This is a genomic window from Bacteroidetes Order II. bacterium (assembly GCA_016788705.1).
Taxonomy (GTDB): Bacteria; Bacteroidota; Rhodothermia; order Rhodothermales; family UBA2364; genus UBA2364.
In genome coordinates this window covers 1-21,676 of sequence record JAEUSQ010000047.1, presented here as the reverse complement: position 1 = coordinate 21,676, position 21,676 = coordinate 1, and the positions used below count along the sequence as shown (strand labels likewise).

The following is a 21,676-nucleotide window of genomic DNA, read 5'->3' as shown; positions in this document are numbered from 1 at the left end:
ACGGAAATCTTCAATTACATAGCGTGCTACTACAACCCGAAAAGGAGGCATTCGGCACTGGGCTATCTTTGCCCCGACAACTTTGAGGAACGCTACTTTTCTAACTTAACGCTGTGTCCGTGAAAATGGGACCATGTCACTACGTCCATACCACGCTTTTTGATGCTTTAGAAAAACACTTCAATCCCAAAACATTTCTTATATTCTCTTAGCCCATTCCGGGCAAACTTCTTCTATTCAGAACGACAGATGGAAAATATGTAAGACTCCAAATTCTGAGTTGTTACTAGGGAGCACCCATTGCACCGGATGCCCTAAAAGACACTGCTCGATACTATACTTTCCGATATGTGTATCAACGGGATGGGTCGGCAACGTTTCCTGCTGCAAAATAAGCGGCCCCAAGGCCATTTTACGACAAATGACCAAAACCGTTCTCTGTCTTGGAAGCGGTTTTTGGTTTTATCTTTTATCCCTTAATTTATCCTATTTCCCTAATAATAAGCCAACAATTTCCGTTTGGCCATCTATATTTTTTAGACTAAAGTTGCATAAAAAAATTCGCGCCCTTGCTTAATGCACAAAGACGCGAAGTGATGAAACCGTAATAAGGACGATCCCTAATTTCAAGGGTTAGGGACACATATCCAAGCATCAAACTGCATTTCCTCTCCAGAATACCAGCTACAATTACAACCGCAAGATTGACTAATACAACTTGCCCCCTTGCCAGACGGTGCAGAACAAGTATGGGCAATACAATTTGTATCCGGTCCTCCACAAGAAGCTGTGGGACCATTATTCGATGGCGGAACTGCAAATACAGTATAGTTACTTAGACAGACAAGAAATGTCAAACCTAAAAATAAAAATACTTATTTATCTTCATAAAATTACAGGTTTAGGTTATACAGGTGAGCAGAATTTAAAATCTGTTATTACTTCTTCGCCATTGCCATCTATTGTACGGCAAGAGCACTGACAATCTGTGGATTGACAATAGGCAGATCCATTGATTCCTATGCATGTGATCGTAGTGTCAGGGCAAGAAACATTCCCCAAGCCACAGGCACTTACTCGCCGTAGGTTTAGAGGTAGCAATCCAAGATGGTGTTGAAATTGCTAACATCAAGAAGCAGGTAAATGTAAAAATTTTTGTCTTCATTACTTTTACAGTTTAAATTTATAAATTAAAGGGTCATTAGCTGCTATTGCTGGAATGACATAAATATTTTTTTCGTTTATCAATACTTGACCTATCATGACAAAGTTTTTAACATCTGTTTTTGAAGCAAGCTCATTTTTAAATAAATGAAGCATTTTTGCCATTTGCCATTTGCCATTTTTTTGCCTTATAATTGCTAATTTGTTAGAGTATGAGATAGCAATCGCATTTTTTTCTAATTTACCAATCGTTCCGAACAGCATCGTAAGGGGTTGATGATTATTCGAGAGCATAGCAGTCACTGCATTACTATTATCGTTTAATACCCTCGTTATTCTTTCATTTTGAAATGACAAAGATTCTAAAAAATCACCTTTTTTATTAAAAATAAATACAAAGGGCAATGTGCGATAAGCTGCATATATATTTTGACCAGCCTCTGCAGCAACAACTTGATTAAAGCCCATTAACTTATCCTTTTCTGAATACAAATAGGGAAGTATATTGATGGCTTTTCTAAAAGGTGGTTTTGCTTCAAAGCCTTGCATAATGAATTTACGATCTGGCGATTGTTTCGTCACAAAAACAAAATCTTGGTTACACATGGCATTGCCTTGGAGTGTTGAGGCAATAGGCAGACTATCCACATAGTTCATTTCTTGCGAAAAAGCTTGTATCCGGCCATTATTGCGGTCTTCTACAAAAATATACTGGCCATTGTTGCAAATACTGGTGGGCTGACTGAACTCCCCAGGCCCTTGGCCATTGCGCCCAGTGGTCCTTGAAATAGCAGACGATTTTGCCGAAACCACCGCTATATGATGGTTTTTAAAATCCACAATATAGAGGGAATCTCGATGCAGGATAAAGGAGGTAGGAGCTGCCAATACCAATTGGCCCGTGTTGCCTATCGCTGTTTCGGGGTACAATGCCTGCGGCGTTACAGCATCTAAGGAGATATTAGTCGTCTTTTTCGGCGAAGTATAAGCAGACAAGTTTTCCTTTACCAACTGCTCTATTTGTGCTGGTAATTCAGATGTTTGATGGGTGGTTCTGCATCCACTGTAGAACACAAGAACAAAGAAAAGACAACTAATTTTTTTCATCTTATTACAATTTAAAGGGTTAGAATACCTACAAAGTAAGACGTTGAATAAGTTCATCAGGCAATAACAAGCGATTATATCCTTCCTCAATTGTATAATGTTTTAAATTGTAAATCCCGATGCCATCTGCGCAAGTAGTGGTACAAACCCGAAGCTGATCTAATCGTTCTTTAAGGTATAGTTGGTTTGTTAAAGGTGTTTCAAACCACGCATAATGTGCTTTTTCGGAATCAGAGATATATTTTTGATTCGGAAGAATAATCATGATCTTTTTATGGTATTTCTTGGCATATATTTCCTTGAAAGATTTCACATAAGCCTTTAAGTCTTCCGAGTTTTTGTAGAGCGAAAAGATAATTAGCCCCCGCTCATTGATAGCAACTTGATTTTTTTCCTTGAGTAAGGACGTTATATGCGCAGGAATGAGGTTATGAGCCGTTGAGATTGGTTCTCGTCGAACGTCCTTGGCGCATCCAATAAGCAAACAAGCACCCAAGGCGATCAAATAAATCTTAAATCTATTCATGACTCTTGATCTTAAATAATTGAATTGCACTGTAAAAACAAAAGAAGCAAATGCTTTTATGCTATTTTAAAATCACAATGAACGTAAAAAAAAACAACCGTTTCAAAACACATAAACACACATTAATCAAATATTCATATATTTATTTGCCTTCACGAATCGTATCCTTAGCTTTGTCGTGCCTTTTATATTCCAAAAGCTTATCAATTACTTGCTTATGCCCTCTTTAGCCGAACTTTTAGAAAACCATTTCCAAGAAAAAAGCACAAAGCGCAAGATGTTGCTTCCGCCACCGTGCTTTACCGAAATGAATGGCGAATACGTGTCATTTACCGAAAACCGTATTTTGATCTGTCGCTTCCCAAACGACCCGCGATTTCAAAACCCCATTGGCCTGATGCAAGGCGGGTTTATTGTGGCGGCCATAGACAATACGCTCGGCCCATTAAGCTATTTAGTTGCGCCAACCAGCGTCACTACCCAGCTAAATACCACTTATTTAAGACCCGTTACGATTAGAGATACATATGTAGAAGTGCATGGCGAGGTTTTAGAGCAAAGTAAATCTTATTTACACATGCGGGCTACCGTGCTGAGTCCGTCTGGGAAAAAAATTGCATTAGCCTTTTCCACCAATCAGATTTTAGCCCCTTAACAAGGTTAACTTGCGTTTTTTTCTTATTTTAGGCAAATTGATCTTCTAACCTAATTTGAATTATGATCCAAGAATCCTTAGAGAATGGGGTACTGATTCTCTCCATTCACCGACCAGAACGAAAAAATGCGCTGACCCAAGACATGTATGGACACCTAGCGGATGCCATCGCTACGACTCAGTCTCGCCCTGAAGTACGGGCTGTCTTGCTACGCGGCAACGAAAACTTCACATCGGGCAACGACCTGATGGACTTTGCCTTTTTTGCCCAAGCAGGAACACCCTTACGCGAAACAGCTACGGTTCGCTTTATTTATACAGTGTTAAACATACAAAAACCTTTGGTTGCAGCTGTTCGAGGCTTGGCGGTTGGAATTGGGACAACGGTGCTGATGCACTGCGATGCGGTTGTGGTGGCCAAAGATGCGCGTCTTTCGTTGCCGTTTTCGCAATTGGGATTATTGCCGGAGTTCGGGTCTTCTTGGCTTCTGCCTTCTATTGTTGGGCACACCCGTGCACGGTATTTGCTCATGACCGGAGCGCCCTTTAGTGGGGAACGTGCCTATGAGATGGGCTTGGCTACGCACGTGACCACGGACGAATCTGTCTATGACGAAGCCACGAACGTTTGTACACAATTTACCAGCCTTGCGGGAAACGCTGTCCGTGATACCAAAAGCCTTTTAAACCCTGAAAAGCGAAAATTGGCCTTAAAGGCTGTTATCGAAAGTGAGTTGGATGCGTTTGAGGAAGCACTAAAAAGTTCAGCCTTCGAGGAAGCCGCAACGGCCTTTTTCGAAAAACGCAAACCCGATTTTAGCCGTTTCAGCTAATTGTTGGCCGTTGAATCTCCATTAATTGGGGCATTGTCCAGGCATCTTCCACCCGAAATGGCCCAATTCCCGTCCGGCGAAGTACCGTAAGATGTGCCCCAACTCCCAGTTTTTGTCCTAAATCATGTGCTAAACTGCGGATATACGTCCCTTTACTACACCGTACCCGAAACGGCACATCATTACCCGATTTTCCCAGCAAGTCGAAATCATAAATAGTGACGCTCCGTTCGGGAACCTCTACCATTTCCCCCCTTCGCGCTTTTTTGTACAGACGCTCACCTCCAATTTTTATGGCCGAGAACATGGGCGGTCTTTGTCCGATTTCTCCCCTAAAAGCCATTCCTGCCGCTTGAACGTCTGCGAGCGTGAGATGGTCTGCGGAAACTGTTTCAAGGACTTCCGACTCGGCATCGTAGCTTTCGGTGGTTTCCCCTAATCGTATCATTCCGGTGTATTCCTTCTCCATACCCATAAAGGTGTCTATTTGACTCGTTGCGGTACGTCCTACACACACCAATAACAAACCAGTAGCCATGGGGTCGAGTGTGCCTGCATGTCCAATTTTCTTGATATGCAGGATGCGCCGCATTTTGGCCACCACATCAAACGAGGTCCACTCTTTCGGTTTATCCACCAAAAAAATCCCCGCCGTAAACTCCAAAGGGAACGTTCCGGCGGGTATCAGCAAAGGATGATCCATCAGAAATTAGGCTAAAACACAAACAGGTCTCTAATCTTCCTTCAGATGTGGGTACAGCGTAGCATCCACTACCACCTCCCCTTTTTCTTCCCGTTCTTTGCGCAAATCAGCAAAAAGGTGTTCCATTTTCATGGCTTGCTCCTGTGATTCATCCAACATCAAACGCAGCTCCGGAATAGCCCGAACCTGATGACGAATCCGGGCGGCTAAGGCATGTCGGATTTCAGGGGTAATGTTTTCTAATCGTTTAAAGGCGTTTTTTCTTTCAATAGGCTCGCCCATGATACTAATATAGATATAGGCGATAGACAAATCGGGAGTGACACGGGCTTGGGTAACGGTTGTCATTGCCTGCGACGACTCGAAAAAATCGGTTTGAAGCAAGACCGCCACTTCTTTTTGAACCAGTCTTGCCACCCGTTCGGTACGGATACTCATATTTTTTTATTTTAATTCGAAGGGTTAGGGGTTAGGCTGGGCTTTTCACGCCACAGATAAAGGTCTAAAATGACACGAATCCGGGCCAATGCCTCCCGTGCAGTCTGACGAATCCAAGTGGGTCGTGTAACTCCTGGTGTTCGGGCAACCAAGCCATAAGCCGTTATTTTTTCATGCTTTGCAATATACAAGGCGCGGAATAAATGTTGTCTTTGCGAAACGATCACCATTTTTTCAATGCCAAACACTTTTTGCGCCCGTACTACCGAATCTAAAGTTCTTAACCCAGCACCATCTTCTTTCATCGCTCTATTCGGGATGCCTCGTTCCCTAAGGGCTTTCCGCATCATACCGGGTTCATTGTAATTGTCTTTACGATGATCGCCACTTAACAAGAGGTACCGAACTTTTCCTGTAAGATACAACGCCGCTGCCGCATCCATGCGGTATTTGAAGTAAAGATTTACCCCACCAGACCGCGTGCGATTGCTGGTACCCAACACCAAAGCGGCCTCCGCCTGTGGCACCGCTTCGGCTGTTTCGTACATGAGTTTGCTGGTACTTCGTGTAAGCCAAGCCGTTGTCCCTGCCAATAACCCAAACCCAGACATGACGATCATGACCAAACGCATAGGGAAGATCAAACGACGTTTTTTAACGGGCAAAGGGGGTGGTTTAGAAGTAATGGGCTTGGGGAGGTTGTGCATGTTATTGGAAAACAATAAAAAGGCGAATGAACAGAAATTAAGCCTTTGGTACGCGACCTTTCGTCGAAAGATACACCGTCGGCTTGATTTTACCAACGCAAATATGTATTATACATGTAAGACACCTCATTTCATGGATATACACGATCAAATGCCAAGGCGACGGGGACGCGCAACCACCCACAATCCTCAAAACCGCTTTGAAACGCGTCGGGTTGAATACGATCCGGCTGCATTAGAAGCAGATGAATTGCGTCAGATCACCACCGAAACATTTTTGGATCCTTCCAAAAGTATTCTGTCCAAGAACGACAGCCCGGATATTCCATTTACATTTGGCATTAATCCGTATCGTGGTTGTGAACATGGATGTGTGTATTGTTATGCCCGCCCCTCCCATGAATATTTAGGGTTTTCCGCAGGATTGGATTTTGAGACCAAGATTTTATACAAGCCAGATTCGCCCAAACTTTTGGAAGCGGCTTTTAGGGCCAAGAATTGGATTCCTCAGCAAATTGCACTCTCCGGAAATACCGATTGTTACCAACCCATAGAGCGACACATGCAGATTACCCGACGTTTATTAGCGGTTTTCTGCGATTTCCGTAACCCGGTCGGCGTAATCACCAAAAATGCCCTCATTACGCGCGATATAGACCTTTTGCAAGACCTTGCCCGGCAAGACTTGGTCGTAACAATGCTCTCTGTTACCACGTTGCACGATGAATTGGTCAGTACAATGGAGCCCCGTACCTCACGCCCATTGGCACGCCTGAAAGCCATCGAATCATTGGCATTGGCGGGTATTCCCGTTGGTGTAATGGTTGCTCCAGTAATTCCGGGACTTACGCATGAAGAAATTCCAGAAATCTTACAAGCGGCCCGCGATTATGGCGCGCAAGTGGCAGGCTACCAGATGGTGCGGCTCCCCGGTGCTGTTCAGGGGCTTTTTTTACAATGGTTAGACAAGGAACTCCCCCTCCGAGCACAAAAAATCAAACACCGTTTAGAAGATTTACACGGGAAAGAACTCCGTGACAGCCGATTTGGCCACCGAATGAAGGGGAAGGGAATCTGGGCCGAGACCGTTCGCCATATTTTCCGGGTAGCTCATCGCAAAAACGGCTACTCAACCAAGTTTCCTAAAACCAGAACCGACCTTTTTCAGGTACCCCAAAAAAGCGGAGATCAATTAGACTTATTCTGAGTAACAAGCCCTCACAAACAAAATGCTTTGGCGATTAGTCCTTCAGTTTTTTCCACCAATTAAACCATAAAAAGGCTGAAGTGACCAGTAAGGCCAACATACTCCACCCAAAGCCGGACCAATTTTTAAAGACAAAATAGATGGGGACGATCACAAGACACATTTGCCAAGCAATCCCAACCAATACATTAATGAAGTCACGACGAAAATCAGTATTTGGACAGAATGCCGGATCTTCAGCCATTACTTCCATGCGAATAGGCCCCCAGAAACCCCATGGACGGGTTTTTTTGTAGAAGTTTTTGACCGCTTCGCGGTCGTCTTCTGGGGTTAATAAACATCCTGTAATTGAACCAAGAAGTGAAAAAAGCAATAGTGGTATAAATTGCTCCATCGGAGACCAACCGGGGAAAAACGGTGGAATTATAACCACCCCAAGCAAACCCGCAAGCATCCCAAAAAAGTATCCATATCCATTAAAGCGCCACCAGATCCACTTCAGCGCATTCGCAGCTGCATAGCCACCATAGAGCGAGCCGACAATCCACTCGGTCATTTGCTGAATGCTCCCTCCTACAAATCCAAAAGCAATACCAACTATTACCACGCCTGCACTTGCCCAATAGCTCATACGGACATAGTTTTTTTCTGGTGCCGTTGGATTGATATACTTTTTATAGAGGTCGTTAACCAAATAGGCAGGGCCTGCATTTAGAAACGCTGAATAGGTGGACATAAACGCGGCCAATAAACCAGCGAGCAAAAGTCCTTTCCAGCCGATAGGAATGTATTGGTTGATGGCAAAGGGTAGGACTTGTTCAAAATCCACCTGGTCACCCATCTTGGCAAGTTCCGGAATAAAAAAGGCGATGGCCAGTGCCCCAAATCCGGCAATCATCAAATAACGCGGCAAGGTCAATACGATAGGTGTTAAGCCAAACATCCGAGCAGCATCACTTGGACTCCGGGCCGAAAGTACCCGTTGCATGTCATAACTGGGCACTGGTCCTGCCAAACTGGCCCAAACACCCTTAAAAATCATAAGGGTCATCAACATTCCAAACATTCCGTAACCATCTTTTTCGATCTGTGCATTGGCAGAGGGGAGAATTTGTGACCAATCCAATTCCAACTTCCACCCCACCCAAAGGTCGTACCAGCCAGCAGGCAAATTGGCCGCAAGCAGGGCCGGATCGGTTACCCACATCGCAATGACTGCTACCACAATACACGAAGCCGTCATAATGATAAATTGTAGCACCTCGGTCCCGACAACGCTATAAAACCCCCCTTTAACACTATAAATCGTCGTGATTGCAATAATCAACAAGGCATACGCATCTTCGTTTGACAGACCAATCGCTGCAATTGACAAATCCCAATGCAAGAAAGTAACCGCAAATTTCCCAATCCCTTCCACAAAATATCCCATAAATGCAATCACGGTTATCACCGCAAAGATCACCACCACACCATGAGCCAACCGTGCCCCACGCCCTTCGCCAAACCGAAAAGTGATCCATTCGGCGCCCGTAGTCACCCCCGATCGTCGGAGCCATGCCGCCAAAAACACCATCATAAAAACCTGATTCCAAACAGGCCAAAGCCACGGAATCCAGGCACTCTTTAGACCATAAATAAATAAAATAGCCACCGTAAACATGGTTCCAGAAATGTCAAACATACCAGAAGCATTGGAAAGGCCCAGGGCGTACCAAGGTAAGTCGTTACTGGCCAAAAAGTATGCTTTTACACTCTGCGACGCCCGCTTGGCCAACCAAAAACCAATGGCGAGCGTACCCGCAAGAAACAGAAAGATGATGGTTAGGTCTAACCAGTGGAGGGTCATCATGCCTATTGATTGTTTTGGGACATAAAATACCGGAGTGTACACCTTAGGGCTACTTCGGCAAAGTATGTTAAAATAGGATGGTTTTGGGTTAAATGAAAGCCTTTTTTATTTTAAAAACCTAAAAACACCACACCCACAATTATAGTCGCCTCCATTCCGCAAACCATAACAACCCGTCAACGAGCTTTCTTTAGAAGGGCTGATAGAAGAAGAAATACTTTTTTTACCTATGCCTATACTTTACGTCTATGGAATTGAACGAGAAGTAATCACTCAATGTACTACTCCCGCGCTTCACAACAAAAAAGCCTTGGTAAAAATACCAAGGCTGCAAAAGAAGGCAAGACAAAACGGTTAAAAACGGTTTATGCGAAGATCAACATATCACATGCTACTCGCATAAATTAGTTTTTTATTTTTAAATAACTTATAGCTTTTGCCAGTCATAGAAAGGGTTAAGCCTCCACCCTTCCATTCCGATCCTTTTTTGTTTTTCTTAACCCGATTCAACACAGTGCCTTTGGAAGCATCTGGCAAGAAGACCTCCACTTTGACATCGGTTCCGGTTTTTTTGACAACAAATGCGCTCGTACCATTTTGCAGATCAGTTGTCTGTGGGTCTAAAGCAATCCCATCTTCAAAGATACGAATACACGTTTTTTTCAGGGCAGACCATGTGTATCCAGCGGATGGGTTACAACCATGTGCATCTTGGTCGCCTCCAATAATCGGAGAATCTTGTGCAAAAATAACCGAAGTAAATCCCAACAGGATTACCGTCCATACTGACATGATCATGTTTCTTTTCATGTTGCAAAATTTTTAAAGGTGAACAATAAATACAAAGCCCATAAGAACTTCTATTAAGATACATATCTCCACCCCAAATCCCAACACAAATTTGAACAAACCAACGCTTAGGTTCCAAAAATACGGTCTCCAGCATCGCCCAGACCGGGTAAAATATACTTTTTATCGTTTAATTCGCGGTCTAAAGTCGCCACAATGATTTCCACATCAGGGTGTGACGCCTCAAGCGCCTGCACGCCTTCTGGAGCAGCCACCAAGCTCACCAGATGTACCTTTTTTGCCCCTTTTTCTTTGAGCATATGAATCGCCCAGATTGCACTCCCGCCCGTTGCCAGCATCGGATCCACAATAAAAACATCAGCCTGTGGCAAATGATCTGGTAAGTTTAGGTAATACTCTACGGGGTGATGCGTTTGTTCGTCACGATAAACCCCAACATGACCAATTCGGGCTTCGGGTACAAAGCGCACAAAGCCCTCTACCATGCCAAGCCCTGCCCGTAAGATCGGCACAATGATAATTTCCTGTGCAAACCGATAACCTGTTGTTGTTTCTAAGGGTGTTTCTACCGGATATTCCGCCAATGTAACATGGCTGAGCGCTTCATAGGCCAAGATCGCAGAGGCATCGGCCAATAGTTTCCGGAAGATTCCGTGCGGGGTATTTTTATCCCGTAAAATCGTGAGGTCCCGTTTTAGAACCGGATGATTGACAATTTTTAGCATAGAGATTGCATTAAGTTCATCGAGGGTGTATTAAGTTCAAGGCTGCGGCCCCGTTTGTACCCTATGATCTGGGTTAGTAATCCATTCACTCCACGAGCCGGGAAAAATTTGCGGCATAGGTAGGCCCGCATAGACAAATGAAAGAGCCAAATGTGCTGCCGTCACGCCAGAACCACAATAGCAAACAGGATAAGTATAGGGTTTTAATTCGTTTTTGAGTGCTGGAATGGTTTTGAAATATTTTATTTTACCGGACCTTTCTCCATCAAAGCTACTGATAAAGGGACGTGAAATAGCCCCGGGAATATGTCCTGCTATCGGGTCAATGACCTCATTCTCTCCACAATAACGGTCAAATGTTCGGGCATCTAAAAGCCGACCTTCGTTTGCTGCCGCCAGCACATCCGCCACCTCTGCCACCATCTCTGAACGAAGTCGTGCAACAAACGGTCTCCGGTTTTTCGGTTGAACGGTGGCTGTTGTCGGAAGCCCTGCATCTAACCAAGCAGGCCACCCCCCTTCCAAGACAGCCACATTAGGATGTCCCAGCCAATGTAGCAGCCACCACGCCCTTGCGGCAAAAGCCCCGCCGAAGTCATCATACACCACTACTTGTACCGCATCATCTATGCCCCAAGTGCTTATTTTTTCGGCGAGGACGGATGGATCTGGTAAAGGATGGCGTCCGGTTTTTCCTTTGATGGCAGGACCGGACAAATCTCGGTCTAAATCAGCAAATTGTGCACCCGGAATATGCGAATGGTGAAATAACCTCCACCCTTCATCGGGCTTCAAAAGGTTATGACGCACATCCAGAATCACCCAATTAGGATCATTCATGTGTTCAAACAGTGCCTGCGTGGAAATCAGTACTGGATACATTTTTTTGCTTTTCAATAACGGATTTATATAATTTTCCCCCTTCGGTGAGTGTCCGCGATTGGATTTTGTAATCCACACGGAAAAGCCCAAAACGGGGCTGGAACCCGTGCGCCCATTCAAAATTATCCATCACCGACCAATGAATATAGCCTCTTACATTGGCGCCGTCGCGTATGGCTTCCTGAAGTGCGTATAAAGAATCTCCCAAAAAAGCCACCCGTCTTTGATCGGGGGTTTCACCATCACAAATCCCATTTTCCGTAACCCAAATGGGCAAACTTAAGGAGCGCACCAGCATCAGCGCATCGTAAAAAGACTGTGCCCACACCTCCCAACCCATGTCATTGATCCCAAAACGAGGATCTGTGTGCATGGTAAAAGGAGGTTGCTTGAATGGATTAAAACGGACCAGACTTCGGGTATAATGATTTAAACCTATAAAATCCAATGTATTGGCCAATTCGGGTAAATGAGATTTTAGATCAAACTGACCCGGCATAGACAACTGAAATACACCAGACTGGAGCGCTTCTAAGATGGCGTCATTGTATAGGCGATTCATTAGATTGGACAAATAGCGATCTGCTGGATTCCACTTGGACTTGGGGTCAAAGAGCAAAACATTTTTAGCAATGCTTACGTGGCAGGGCACGCCATCTCCATCTGCATCTAATCTATCCAGTTCATGAATCAAATGGTAGGCGCGGGCATGTGCCAGCAATATGTTTTCCATCACCATTGCCATCGTATGCGGTTCGGTTTTTCCAGGAGGAAATTCGCCCAACATCCAGCCCATAACCGAAAACACTTCCGGCTCATTAATGGTAATCCAATAATCAACCAAATCTGATAAGGAAGGGACTACAAATCGTATAAATCGTTCAAAAAAAGCAATATTTTCCCGATTTTCAAAGCCGCCTTTTTCTGAAAACCAAATCGGCTCGGAAAAATGATGAAGCGTTACCATTGGTTCGATGCCAGCCTCTCGGAGTTGTTTACACCAATGACGATACGTAAGCAAGGCCGAGTCGTCGAAACGCCCTTCTTGTGGTTCAATCCGGCTCCATTCGATAGAAAAGCGATAAATCCCTAAGCCCAAGTCCTGCATCAACAAGACATCAGAGGAAAATCGGTTCCAATGATCGGCTGCAATACCACAGGATTCTCCCGTTCGGATGCCTGACGACCCATCTGGCCGGGTAAAACCTTCGAATGCAGTCCAGTTATTATTTAGGGTTCCGCCCTCAATTTGGTGTGATGCCGAGGCTGCGCCAAATATAAATTCTTTCGGAAATACCAATTCTTCAGGTATCGCTTTGGTAAAATCCAGTAGTTTGTTTCGCTTAATCAAGTAATTACTTTTTTTAGTTTCTACAAAGAATGCATACTGTATGTATTTCTTTCATGAGCACAATGATCAACTTAAAAATAGGTACTTTATACAAAATAATTATTTAATATGTACCTAGTTTCGTCTGGGAAACTACTTTTATTATTGAAACCATACGATCTATGTTTATTGCGTCTAATTCATAAAACAGGGGCAAACGAATCAAGCAATCGGTGTATAAATCGGTATTCGGTAGGTTCCGACCATCATGTTTTTGGGCATAGAACGGGCTTCTATGGAGTGAAAGATAGTGAAAAACTGCATGAAATCCTGCAGCACCCAACGCATCTATGATTTTTTGACGCTGAAGCCCATTTTGGGCCACCACATAAAACATATGGGCATTATTGGTAGCATAATGTGGAATGAATGGTAAACGAATACCTTGTGCTTCCGCAAGTTTCAGGCTTTCAAAATAATGAAACCATAATTTTTTTCTTTTTTCTTGAATAGACGTTAAATATTCTAATTGTGCAAATAAAAATGCTGCAACAATTTCTGAAGGTAAAAATGAGGAACCCACATCTATCCATCCATATTTATCTACTTCTCCTCTATAAAATGCTGCACGATTGGTGCCTTTTTCCCATATTATTTCGGCACGTTCCACAAACTGAGAATCATTTACGACCAGCATACCGCCTTCGCCCGAAATGATATTTTTGGTCTCATGAAAGGAAAAAGCAGCTAAATGGCCGATACTGCCCAAAGCAACTTTTTTGCCATTTGAAAAGGTGTAAAAACTATCTATGGCCTGAGCGGCGTCTTCAACCACGTACAGTCCAAATTCATGGGCAAGCGCCATCACTTTTTCCATATCACAGGCTACTCCAGCATAATGCACCACAACAATGGCTTTTGTACGAGCGGTTATCAATGCTTTTAGGTGAGATTCTTCTATTCCGGGGTGATCTGATCTTGAGTCTGCAAAAACCAATTTTGCCCCGCGAAGTACAAAGGCGTTTGCTGTCGAGACAAATGTATAAGACGGCAAGATTACCTCGTCGCCTGGTTGAATATCTAATAATAAAGCAGCCATTTCGAGGGCATCGGTGCAGGAAGTGGTTAATAAGCACTTTCCAAAGCCATAATGCGCTTCAAAAAACTGATGACACATCTGGGTGTATTTACCATTTCCACTAATTTTCCCATAATGGACCGCATCCTGAATATATAGTGTTTCCTTGCCCGTTAAGTAAGGTTTATTGAAGGGAATTTTTTTCATTTTAAAGATATAGTAGATTAAAATTTCAATTTCGATTGCACAGCCTTTAATAGATTTATAATCAATCCATTTTCCAAAGAAGATTGTAATAAACCTTCATTGAAACGATCGGCGCGCACCAAAACCGTCATCAATTTGCATAAATCTGGTATCGAAAACAAAGAAAAATCTGTATCCAATTTTTGCAGGAACCTTTTTCCTTCCATCCAATTTACCCAGTCAAAAACGATCATAATTGGTGTTTTATAATGAATAATATTTAAAAATTCTCTCAGCTCGACAGAATCAGTTTCAAATATTTTTTTTGAACCTTGATCTTGCGAAGAGTATTTTATTTCCAAAACCCTAATAAAATCCATTAGAGGTTCCCATTCTTCTAATGAATATTTAGAAATAACCTCAATATAATCATCGTGTAAGTATGGCATAATTTATATATTTCTCCCTCTCCAATAATGAGAAATATAAGATTGTTCTACAAGTATATATCCTTTTTTTTCATAAAAGGAACAGGCACGCCTATTCATTGCCTGGGTAGGAATTTTCATCCGTTGGACGCCAACTACCATTGCCCATTTTTCGGCATAAGCCAGTAATGTGGAACCTATCCCTTGAAACTGATGAAGCGGATCGGATGCAATCAGGCCAATATGCCCTATATTTTCCTTTATTTGGGTGGTAACAAATCCCAAAGGTGCTGTTTTTTGCATCAAAACAAAAACCGCATCTGCAAATGTACCCTTAACAGACGCCTCCACCCAACAGCGATACAAGCGATAAAAGTCGTTTTCATCAAAATAGGGGTCCAAACGAAAACGACTATATTTCCCGGCTTCAAATGCCAAACGGTACAAATCTTCGACCTTTAATCCGGACGAGGAAAAGGGCTGAATCTCGGATTTCGTTGAAGAGCTATCAAATAATTCCTTTTCATAAATACGTCTTTCTTCTTGCATGGTCATCTCATAGCCTTGAAAAGAAATCGCATCAGGAATAGGGCTTTTGGTGATAATCAAATCGTATAGATTGGCGTCATTAATTTCTCCAGATTCATACATGCCAATTTCTATTCCAAAAAAAGTACTGTCCCATTCTAATTTACGAATCATCACAATTCCTCATCTATAATATAAATAGGCCGAGACTTGGTTTGGTCAAATATCTTTCCAAGATATATACCAACAACTCCAATGGTGGTAATGATAATTCCCGAAAAGAACCAAATAGAAACCATCATAGAAGCATATCCAATAACCACAATCCCACCCGTTATTTTTTGGAAAATATAATAGAGTCCAATAAAAAATGCAAACAATGATATAGACAATCCAAATTTAACCATTAGTTTTAATGGTTTATTGGAAAAAGATACGATTGTATTAAATGCCAATTCGACCAATTTTCCAAAAGAATACGCAGACTTTCCTTCAGCCCTCCCTCCATGTTCTACCGCAATGGTGGTTTTTTCGTATCCAGCCCAATTCACAAAAAGTGGGAAAAATTTAATCGAATCCCCAATCATTAAAACGGAGTCAATAACTTTATGGTGATAGATGCCAAAATTGGCGATTTCGTGATCGTATCGGGTATCTGTAAAGAAACCATATACTTTAGAAAACAAGTAGGAAGAGGCTTTCTTTAGCCAAGAGTCTGAGCGGTTTTGGCGCTTTGCTTGGACCACCTGAAACCCCTCGTTTGCTTTTTGGTATAACCGAGGGATTTCTACTGGACGATCTTGTAGGTCACAATCCATCACCACAACCCATTCCCCTTTGGCAGCCCTCAGACCCGCCATGATTGCCGGGTGTTGACCAAAATTGCGGCTTAGGCGGATGCAACGCAAATAGTTGCACGCACCCGCCAACCGCTTCATTTCTTGCCATCCCTCATCGAGGCTTCGGTCGTCCACCAACACGATTTCATACGAAATTGCCATTTCCTGTAAAACACCTTCTAATTCTTTAATCAATTTTGCTACGATTCTTTCGGCATTATATACCGGACTAACCACCGATATTTGTGGGCGTACTTTTGCAGCCATTGGCTTGTTTTTGTTTTAATCCCAGTCTAGCGTCAGGTGTGTCAATACCGACAATTGCACCACATGGTTCATTTGGTTCTGGGTTTTCCCGGGAATCCATTGGTTAATATACGTTGCTTCTAACGATAGTTTGGGTGCAACTTTGTGTCCAATGCCAAAATTGGCGCGGTTTTGATCCGTTTTTCCTTCAGAAAGCCGAAACAGGTACTCATTACCCATCGCCGCATACCAATCACCTTTTGTATTCAGTTTCCGAGTTGCCCGAACCGAGTAGCGAGTACGAAGTTGAAAATCACGATCTATCCAGCGTTGCTCCAACCGTAACCGATGGGCGGCATCCGCTTTCCCCAAGGGTGCGCGACGAATCCACTGCTGATAAAGACGGTGTTCATACCGCCGCTCTGTTCCTCCTAAAATTGCAAGCGCATAGCCTATACTTGCTGTTCGGTTGGCCCGCACCTGACGATTTACGGCAATCCGGTTTTTCCATTGTTGCATGGCTCCAGTCAGATTTTTGAGTCGAATTTGCGAATCAACATGCAAACTCCAATCGTCCTCTAAACGATAGTTGCCTACATAGGTGTACCAGCCACCGCTGCCATGTTGCAGGTTTTGGCTCCACGCCGTTTGCATGGATCCCAAGAAAAAAATGATTCCCCAAATATGTTTCATGCCGTTTCCAATTAAGGTTGAGTTAAAAGTGTTCAACCCCTGTACGCCTCTCAACCAAAAGGGTGCAGCCCGAAAGGTTAGATTTTGATTACAAAACGATCTTCTGGCTTTACCGACTGAACAAACCCAACCATGAGCCGGATGATATTTTCCACATCGCGGGTGTCTATCATCTCGATAGTAGAGTGCATGTAGCGCATAGGCAAAGAGATAAGAGCACTTGGGATACCAGATTGGGCCACAAAAATATCATCGGTATCGGTTCCCGTATAGCGAGAGATGGCCTCGTGTTGTAAGGAGATTCCTTCCGCTTGCGCGACCTCCATGAGGCGTCCCACTACCAGCGGATGGTTGGCTCCGCCATGCGAGAGGGTAGGCCCTGCACCCAATTTTACTTCGCCATGCTCCAAGGAATTGATACCAGGGGTATCGGTAGCATGGCACACATCCACTATCAAAGCAACTGTGGGATATAACCGATAAGCTGCCATTTTAGCCCCATTTCCACCTATTTCTTCTTGTACCGCATTAAGGGCATACACCGTTGCGGTAGGCTTTTTGTCCAGTTGAAGGCGTCGCGTGGCCTCCGCAATGATGTACCCCCCAATCCGGTTATCTAAGGCACGTCCGATGATACGATTGGGAGTCAATTCCAAAGGCCCATCTACATAAACGCCCACCTGCCCAATCCGCAATCCACGGGCTTCGGCCTCGTCCTTGGTGTCTGCCCCAATATCTACCCATAAATCATGTATTTTAGGCACTTTTTCGCCTTCACGATCTCGAATATGAATGGCCGTATTGCCTACTACCCCCACAACCTCACCCAAATCACCTGCAAAAACCACCCGTTTTCCACGTGCAATCGCATGATCGGTACCGCCTACCCGCCGTACATAGAGCAAGCCATCCGAGGTGATGTGGTGGATCATGAATCCAATTTCGTCTGCGTGGGCTTCCAGCATCACCGTAGGCTGCGAAGAAGTGCCCTTTATGATGGCCCAGGTATTGCCATAGGCATCATTTTCCACCTGATCCGCGAATGTGCGCGTGTATTTTGCCCAAACCCGTTGGCCGGGCGCTTCAAATCCCGAAGGACTTGCTGTTTGGAGTAATTCCCAAAGAAATTCTTTTGCGTGCATCAGCATAAAATAGGTTGTGATTTATGTTAATTTATCCGATCTAAAATAAATATTATCAACTTTTAAAGATAAATAATTATTTATCTTTTTGATTATTCTTCAGTCTAAAAATCATGAAGGTTTAATGTTTAACGCTTTTTTTAAAGGCTTCCCCTTGAATAAATGAACTTCCCAAGGTACAACATAAACAGATTAAAAACACGTTTCTATGAATACAATTTTTCATAGAACTTCATTTTAGGGGTTGTCAACCCTAATCATTTCCACAAATAAGTGAAGGAAGATGCCTTTAGAGTTTGTATCTTCGATTAAATACCCTTGTACTCAACTTAATCTTCGTACAACTTGCGTAGTATCATTGCCTGGAGTTTTCGTAGGCCCATTGCCATTAGCGCACTCTTCTTGTTACTTATACTTATCTCCATCGCCTCTTGGTGGCGGCTTCCCGTTGCGTTGTTGCCCAACTTACATTATCCGGCACTCATGGTTTGGACTTCCTACCCAGATGTGCCGCCGGAACGTGTGGAACGAAGCATCACCGAATCCATTGAGGAAGCCGTTGCCGGAACCAATGGCCTTAAACGCATAACATCACGCGCCCAATTAGGAGGAAGTATCACCCGTTTGGACTTTGGCTGGAACACCAATTTAGACTTGGCCATGCTGGAAGTGAGGGAGCAGTTAGACCGATTGGGCGCGGCCATCCCAGCCGAAGCGGGTCGGCCAATTGTTCTGCGAATAGACCCCAGTGATCGCCCCATTATGCATATCGCCTTAAGCGAAAAAGGAGGGAAATCAGGTAATTTATTGGGCTTAAAGCAAGTAGGGAAAGAGATTATCGCACGAAGAATCGAGCAGTTGGAGTCTATATCGCGTGTACGAGTAACGGGGGGCTTCGATAGAAGAATTGACATACAGGTAGAAGTGGAGAAAATGTCCGCCTATGGCATACAACTCGAACAATTGGAACAAGGCCTACGCTCGGCCAATATCGCACTGCCTGGCGGCTTAATACGACGTGGGCCATTTCAATATGCAGTAGAAATTAGTGGGGAATTTAAAGATTTAGAAGATATTAGGGCAACCCTAATCCCCCACGTGGGTGCTACCCCCATTCGTCTTTCCGATGTCGGTTCCGTCCGTGAAAGCATCGCAGACCGGCGCGGCGCCGTCCGGTTGGATGGAACCGAAGTCCTTTTATTGCTTGTAGAACGTACTCCCGATGCCAATACCATTACAGCAGTAGAAGAGGTAGAAAAAGTCTTAAAAGAACTTTCCACAGAATTACCCCGCATTCAGTTGGATGTAGTGATGGACGATAAGGCATTCATTGAAAATGCCATTGGCGGCGTCACCCAATCATTATGGTATGGCGGTCTATGTGCAACCCTTGTTTTATTCCTCTTTTTACGAAAACGCCGGATTTTACTGGCCGTAGGAATTACCATTCCACTTTCTTTATTGCTAACATTTCTACTCTTTGAAGTGTTTGGAGTCACGTTTAACCTGATCTCCTTGGGAGGATTGGCATTGGGCGTGGGGATGATTCTGGACAATGCCATTGTGGTGATCGAAAACATCATGCGTCTGCACGATGAAGGAAAAAGCTGGTCCGATGCTGCACTACAGGGCACGGCTGAAGTAGCCCCTTCTATTATTTCCTCCACCCTTACCAATCTCGTTGTTTTTATTCCGATTACCTTTGCAGAGGGCTTAGCCGGACGTTTATTCCGAGATCAGTCATTGGCCGTAATCTGCTCGTTAAGTGCATCATTATTGGTGGCGCTCTTTGTCGTACCCCTTTTAATGGGAAGAAAAACCCGATCTCGTTTAAAAAACAAACCACTTCCAATTCCTGCTATCGAGGTACAACTTGGACGGTTTATGGCAGGTTATGAACGTTTTCTTTTGTGGTCCTTAAACCATAAAAAACAGGTCCTTATCGGGTGTGTGTTGTTTCTCGCAATCGCGGGGCTTATGGCCATGATGCTTGGCCGTGAAATTGTACCCAAAACCGACCAGGGGCGTATTCACGCACGGGTTACACTACCCGCAGACGCCGACCTTCCCCTTTTGGAAGAACGGATACAAACGATTGAAAACCTTTCCAATGCCTCTAAATCTATTCGACGAATCTTATCCGATCTTGGTGAACGAGACGAAACCCGTTTGGACGCCGACCCACGACCACCCTATCAGGCAGACCTTACCTTTTTATTGCCCGAAGACCAAGAAACCAAGAGGGTACTCCAATACCTTTACACATTAAAACTACCCTCCGATACACAATGGGAAGTGGAACCGCAACCCAGTGAGTTAGATGAAATATTAACCACTACCGATGCAGACCTATACTTAGACCTAAGCACAGAGCGGCGAAGCGATGCAGAAGAAATCATTCCCACCCTCATCGAAGCCCTCAAGAAAGAAACCGCTATCCAAAATGTACGGAAAGCAAACGCCGTAAATATTCCCGCTTATTCCCTGATCTTCAACCGAGAGGCACTTGTTCGGTTTGGGGTTTCTGCTGCCACAGTAACCTATTATCTGGAAGCTTCGGCACGTGGAAAACAAACCACCGAACTCAGAAGCATCAATGAATCTATACCAATCGTACTTAAAACCAGCAATATTGATACCATCGAGAAACTTTTAACACAAAAAATCCCCACAACTTCTGGAAGCCTGTTACCTCTCTCAACCTTTGTCCAAGCCCGTTTTATTGAGTTACCTGCAGCACTGTTTAGGTACGACCAAGCCAATGTGGTACGGATTCTCGCAGATGTCGCTCCAGATGCGGACCTTGGATCGGCCACGAGTGCCTTAGAAAAGGTAATTCAAAAAACCGTACCGCAACAAATTAAAGCGGATGTCCACGGAGGAAACGAAGCTTTTTTATCCAGTTTACAAGCCCTTATTTGGTCTCTTTTATTTTCTTTTGTCCTAGTCTATTTAATCTTGGTCGCCGAATTTGAAAACTTGAAGCAACCCCTCATCATCATGACGGTGGTTCCCTTGGCCATTGCCGGGGTTATTCTGACACTCTGGCTAACAGGTCAAACCATTAACCTGATGAGCCTGACCGGGTGTATTGTCTTGGTCGGCATTGTGGACAACGATGCTATCCTTAAAATAGATTTTATTAATTATGCCCGACAGCAGGGGCACGACACTCGGACGGCCATCTTGCTGGCTGGACGTTATCGCGCTCGTCCGATTATCATTAATACCATCACTGCCGTCTTGGGGATGTTGCCCTCCGCATTCGACGTTGGACAAGGAGTGGAATTACGAATGCCACTGGCCATCTCTATCGCAGGAGGATTGACCATTGCCACAGTCCTAACCCTTTTTGTAGTACCCGTACTTTACGAAAGCCTGACAAAGAAATAGCACCCGCTCGCGAATACGCCTACTTATTAATGAGTACGGAATATTTTCCGTGCATTTCGGTTACCCTGAGGTGGTCTGATTTAGGCGGACACAAATCTAACTTAATATTGTGTCATGAAGAAACAAGAACAAGCATTAAGTCCTGCAAGTGCGAACCGGTTGCGGCGCAAGTATGACAGGGCGTTCAAAGAAGAAGCAGTGCGG

The 21,676-nt window shown here is 44.0% G+C and carries 20 protein-coding genes; 4 read left to right on the top strand and 16 right to left on the bottom strand.

Going from position 1 to position 21,676, the window contains the following annotated elements; genetic code table 11:
* Positions 1-1,170 precede the first annotated feature (1,170 nt).
* Both JNN12_12270 and JNN12_12265 read right to left on the bottom strand, forming a co-directional pair.
* Positions 1,171-2,271 carry a hypothetical protein gene (locus JNN12_12270; protein ID MBL7979108.1) on the bottom strand — a complete coding sequence of 367 codons (1,101 nt, stop codon included), beginning with the start codon at positions 2,269-2,271 and terminating at the stop codon, positions 1,171-1,173.
* 28 nt (positions 2,272-2,299) lie between these two features.
* Complete coding sequence (locus JNN12_12265; GenBank protein ID MBL7979107.1) at positions 2,300-2,797, bottom strand: hypothetical protein; 498 nt, start codon at positions 2,795-2,797, stop codon at positions 2,300-2,302.
* Positions 2,798-3,014: 217 nt separating this feature from the next.
* Between JNN12_12265 and JNN12_12260 the strand changes: the two genes are divergently transcribed.
* Both JNN12_12260 and JNN12_12255 read left to right on the top strand, forming a co-directional pair.
* Positions 3,015-3,452, top strand: coding sequence for a PaaI family thioesterase (locus tag JNN12_12260; GenBank protein MBL7979106.1), 438 nt, complete (start codon positions 3,015-3,017; stop codon positions 3,450-3,452).
* Between the two features lie 62 nt (positions 3,453-3,514).
* The gene (locus tag JNN12_12255; protein ID MBL7979105.1) at positions 3,515-4,285 is read left to right on the top strand and encodes an enoyl-CoA hydratase/isomerase family protein; all 771 of its coding nucleotides are present in this window, start codon (positions 3,515-3,517) and stop codon (positions 4,283-4,285) included.
* On the opposite strand, the gene truB is transcribed toward JNN12_12255, so the two are convergent.
* Genes truB through JNN12_12240 form a run of 3 tightly spaced genes read right to left on the bottom strand, consistent with a single transcriptional unit; the run spans position 4,278 to position 6,133 of the window.
* Positions 4,278-4,988: a tRNA pseudouridine(55) synthase TruB gene (gene truB, locus JNN12_12250; GenBank protein MBL7979104.1), complete on the bottom strand. Its 711-nt coding sequence runs from the start codon at positions 4,986-4,988 to the stop codon at positions 4,278-4,280. The genes JNN12_12255 and truB overlap by 8 nt on opposite strands.
* Positions 4,989-5,018: 30 nt before the next feature.
* Positions 5,019-5,426, bottom strand: a complete 408-nt coding sequence (rbfA, locus tag JNN12_12245) for a 30S ribosome-binding factor RbfA (GenBank protein MBL7979103.1) — start codon at positions 5,424-5,426, stop codon at positions 5,019-5,021.
* An 11-nt stretch (positions 5,427-5,437) separates the two neighbouring features.
* A complete protein-coding gene (locus JNN12_12240) occupies positions 5,438-6,133 on the bottom strand; it encodes a YdcF family protein (GenBank protein MBL7979102.1) in 696 nt (231 codons plus the stop codon).
* 133 nt (positions 6,134-6,266) lie between these two features.
* On the opposite strand from JNN12_12240, the gene JNN12_12235 reads away from it, so the two are divergent.
* Positions 6,267-7,340 carry a PA0069 family radical SAM protein gene (locus JNN12_12235; GenBank protein ID MBL7979101.1) on the top strand — a complete coding sequence of 358 codons (1,074 nt, stop codon included), beginning with the start codon at positions 6,267-6,269 and terminating at the stop codon, positions 7,338-7,340.
* Positions 7,341-7,374: 34 nt separating this feature from the next.
* Here the strand turns inward: JNN12_12235 and JNN12_12230 are convergent, their stop codons facing one another.
* The 11 genes from JNN12_12230 to JNN12_12180 all read right to left on the bottom strand — a co-directional run bounded on the left by JNN12_12230 (position 7,375) and on the right by JNN12_12180 (position 18,085).
* Positions 7,375-9,192: a Na+:solute symporter gene (locus JNN12_12230; protein ID MBL7979100.1), complete on the bottom strand. Its 1,818-nt coding sequence runs from the start codon at positions 9,190-9,192 to the stop codon at positions 7,375-7,377.
* A gap of 384 nt (positions 9,193-9,576) precedes the next feature.
* Entirely contained in the window at positions 9,577-10,002 is a 426-nt protein-coding gene (locus JNN12_12225; GenBank protein MBL7979099.1) for a hypothetical protein, read from the bottom strand.
* Positions 10,003-10,109: 107 nt separating this feature from the next.
* Positions 10,110-10,733 (bottom strand): uracil phosphoribosyltransferase, encoded by a 624-nt coding sequence (gene upp / locus JNN12_12220; protein MBL7979098.1) that lies wholly within the window; start codon positions 10,731-10,733, stop codon positions 10,110-10,112.
* A gap of 30 nt (positions 10,734-10,763) precedes the next feature.
* Positions 10,764-11,609, bottom strand: a complete 846-nt coding sequence (locus JNN12_12215) for a sulfurtransferase (protein MBL7979097.1) — start codon at positions 11,607-11,609, stop codon at positions 10,764-10,766.
* Positions 11,572-12,960, bottom strand: coding sequence for a family 1 glycosylhydrolase (locus JNN12_12210; GenBank protein ID MBL7979096.1), 1,389 nt, complete (start codon positions 12,958-12,960; stop codon positions 11,572-11,574). Before JNN12_12210 ends, JNN12_12215 begins: the two co-directional genes overlap by 38 nt.
* A gap of 103 nt (positions 12,961-13,063) precedes the next feature.
* Positions 13,064-14,224 (bottom strand): dTDP-4-amino-4,6-dideoxygalactose transaminase, encoded by a 1,161-nt coding sequence (gene rffA / locus JNN12_12205; protein ID MBL7979095.1) that lies wholly within the window; start codon positions 14,222-14,224, stop codon positions 13,064-13,066.
* Positions 14,225-14,241: 17 nt separating this feature from the next.
* Positions 14,242-14,652 carry a hypothetical protein gene (locus JNN12_12200; protein MBL7979094.1) on the bottom strand — a complete coding sequence of 137 codons (411 nt, stop codon included), beginning with the start codon at positions 14,650-14,652 and terminating at the stop codon, positions 14,242-14,244.
* Between the two features lie 3 nt (positions 14,653-14,655).
* Complete coding sequence (locus tag JNN12_12195) at positions 14,656-15,333, bottom strand: GNAT family N-acetyltransferase (protein ID MBL7979093.1); 678 nt, start codon at positions 15,331-15,333, stop codon at positions 14,656-14,658.
* Positions 15,333-16,265 (bottom strand): glycosyltransferase family 2 protein, encoded by a 933-nt coding sequence (locus tag JNN12_12190; GenBank protein MBL7979092.1) that lies wholly within the window; start codon positions 16,263-16,265, stop codon positions 15,333-15,335. The genes JNN12_12195 and JNN12_12190 overlap by 1 nt, the downstream gene beginning before the upstream one ends.
* Positions 16,266-16,280: 15 nt before the next feature.
* Positions 16,281-16,937, bottom strand: a complete 657-nt coding sequence (locus tag JNN12_12185; protein MBL7979091.1) for a DUF2490 domain-containing protein — start codon at positions 16,935-16,937, stop codon at positions 16,281-16,283.
* 77 nt (positions 16,938-17,014) lie between these two features.
* Positions 17,015-18,085, bottom strand: coding sequence for a M42 family metallopeptidase (locus JNN12_12180; protein MBL7979090.1), 1,071 nt, complete (start codon positions 18,083-18,085; stop codon positions 17,015-17,017).
* 339 nt (positions 18,086-18,424) lie between these two features.
* On the opposite strand from JNN12_12180, the gene JNN12_12175 reads away from it, so the two are divergent.
* Positions 18,425-21,472, top strand: a complete 3,048-nt coding sequence (locus JNN12_12175) for an efflux RND transporter permease subunit (protein MBL7979089.1) — start codon at positions 18,425-18,427, stop codon at positions 21,470-21,472.
* The last annotated feature ends 204 nt before the right edge of the window (positions 21,473-21,676 follow it).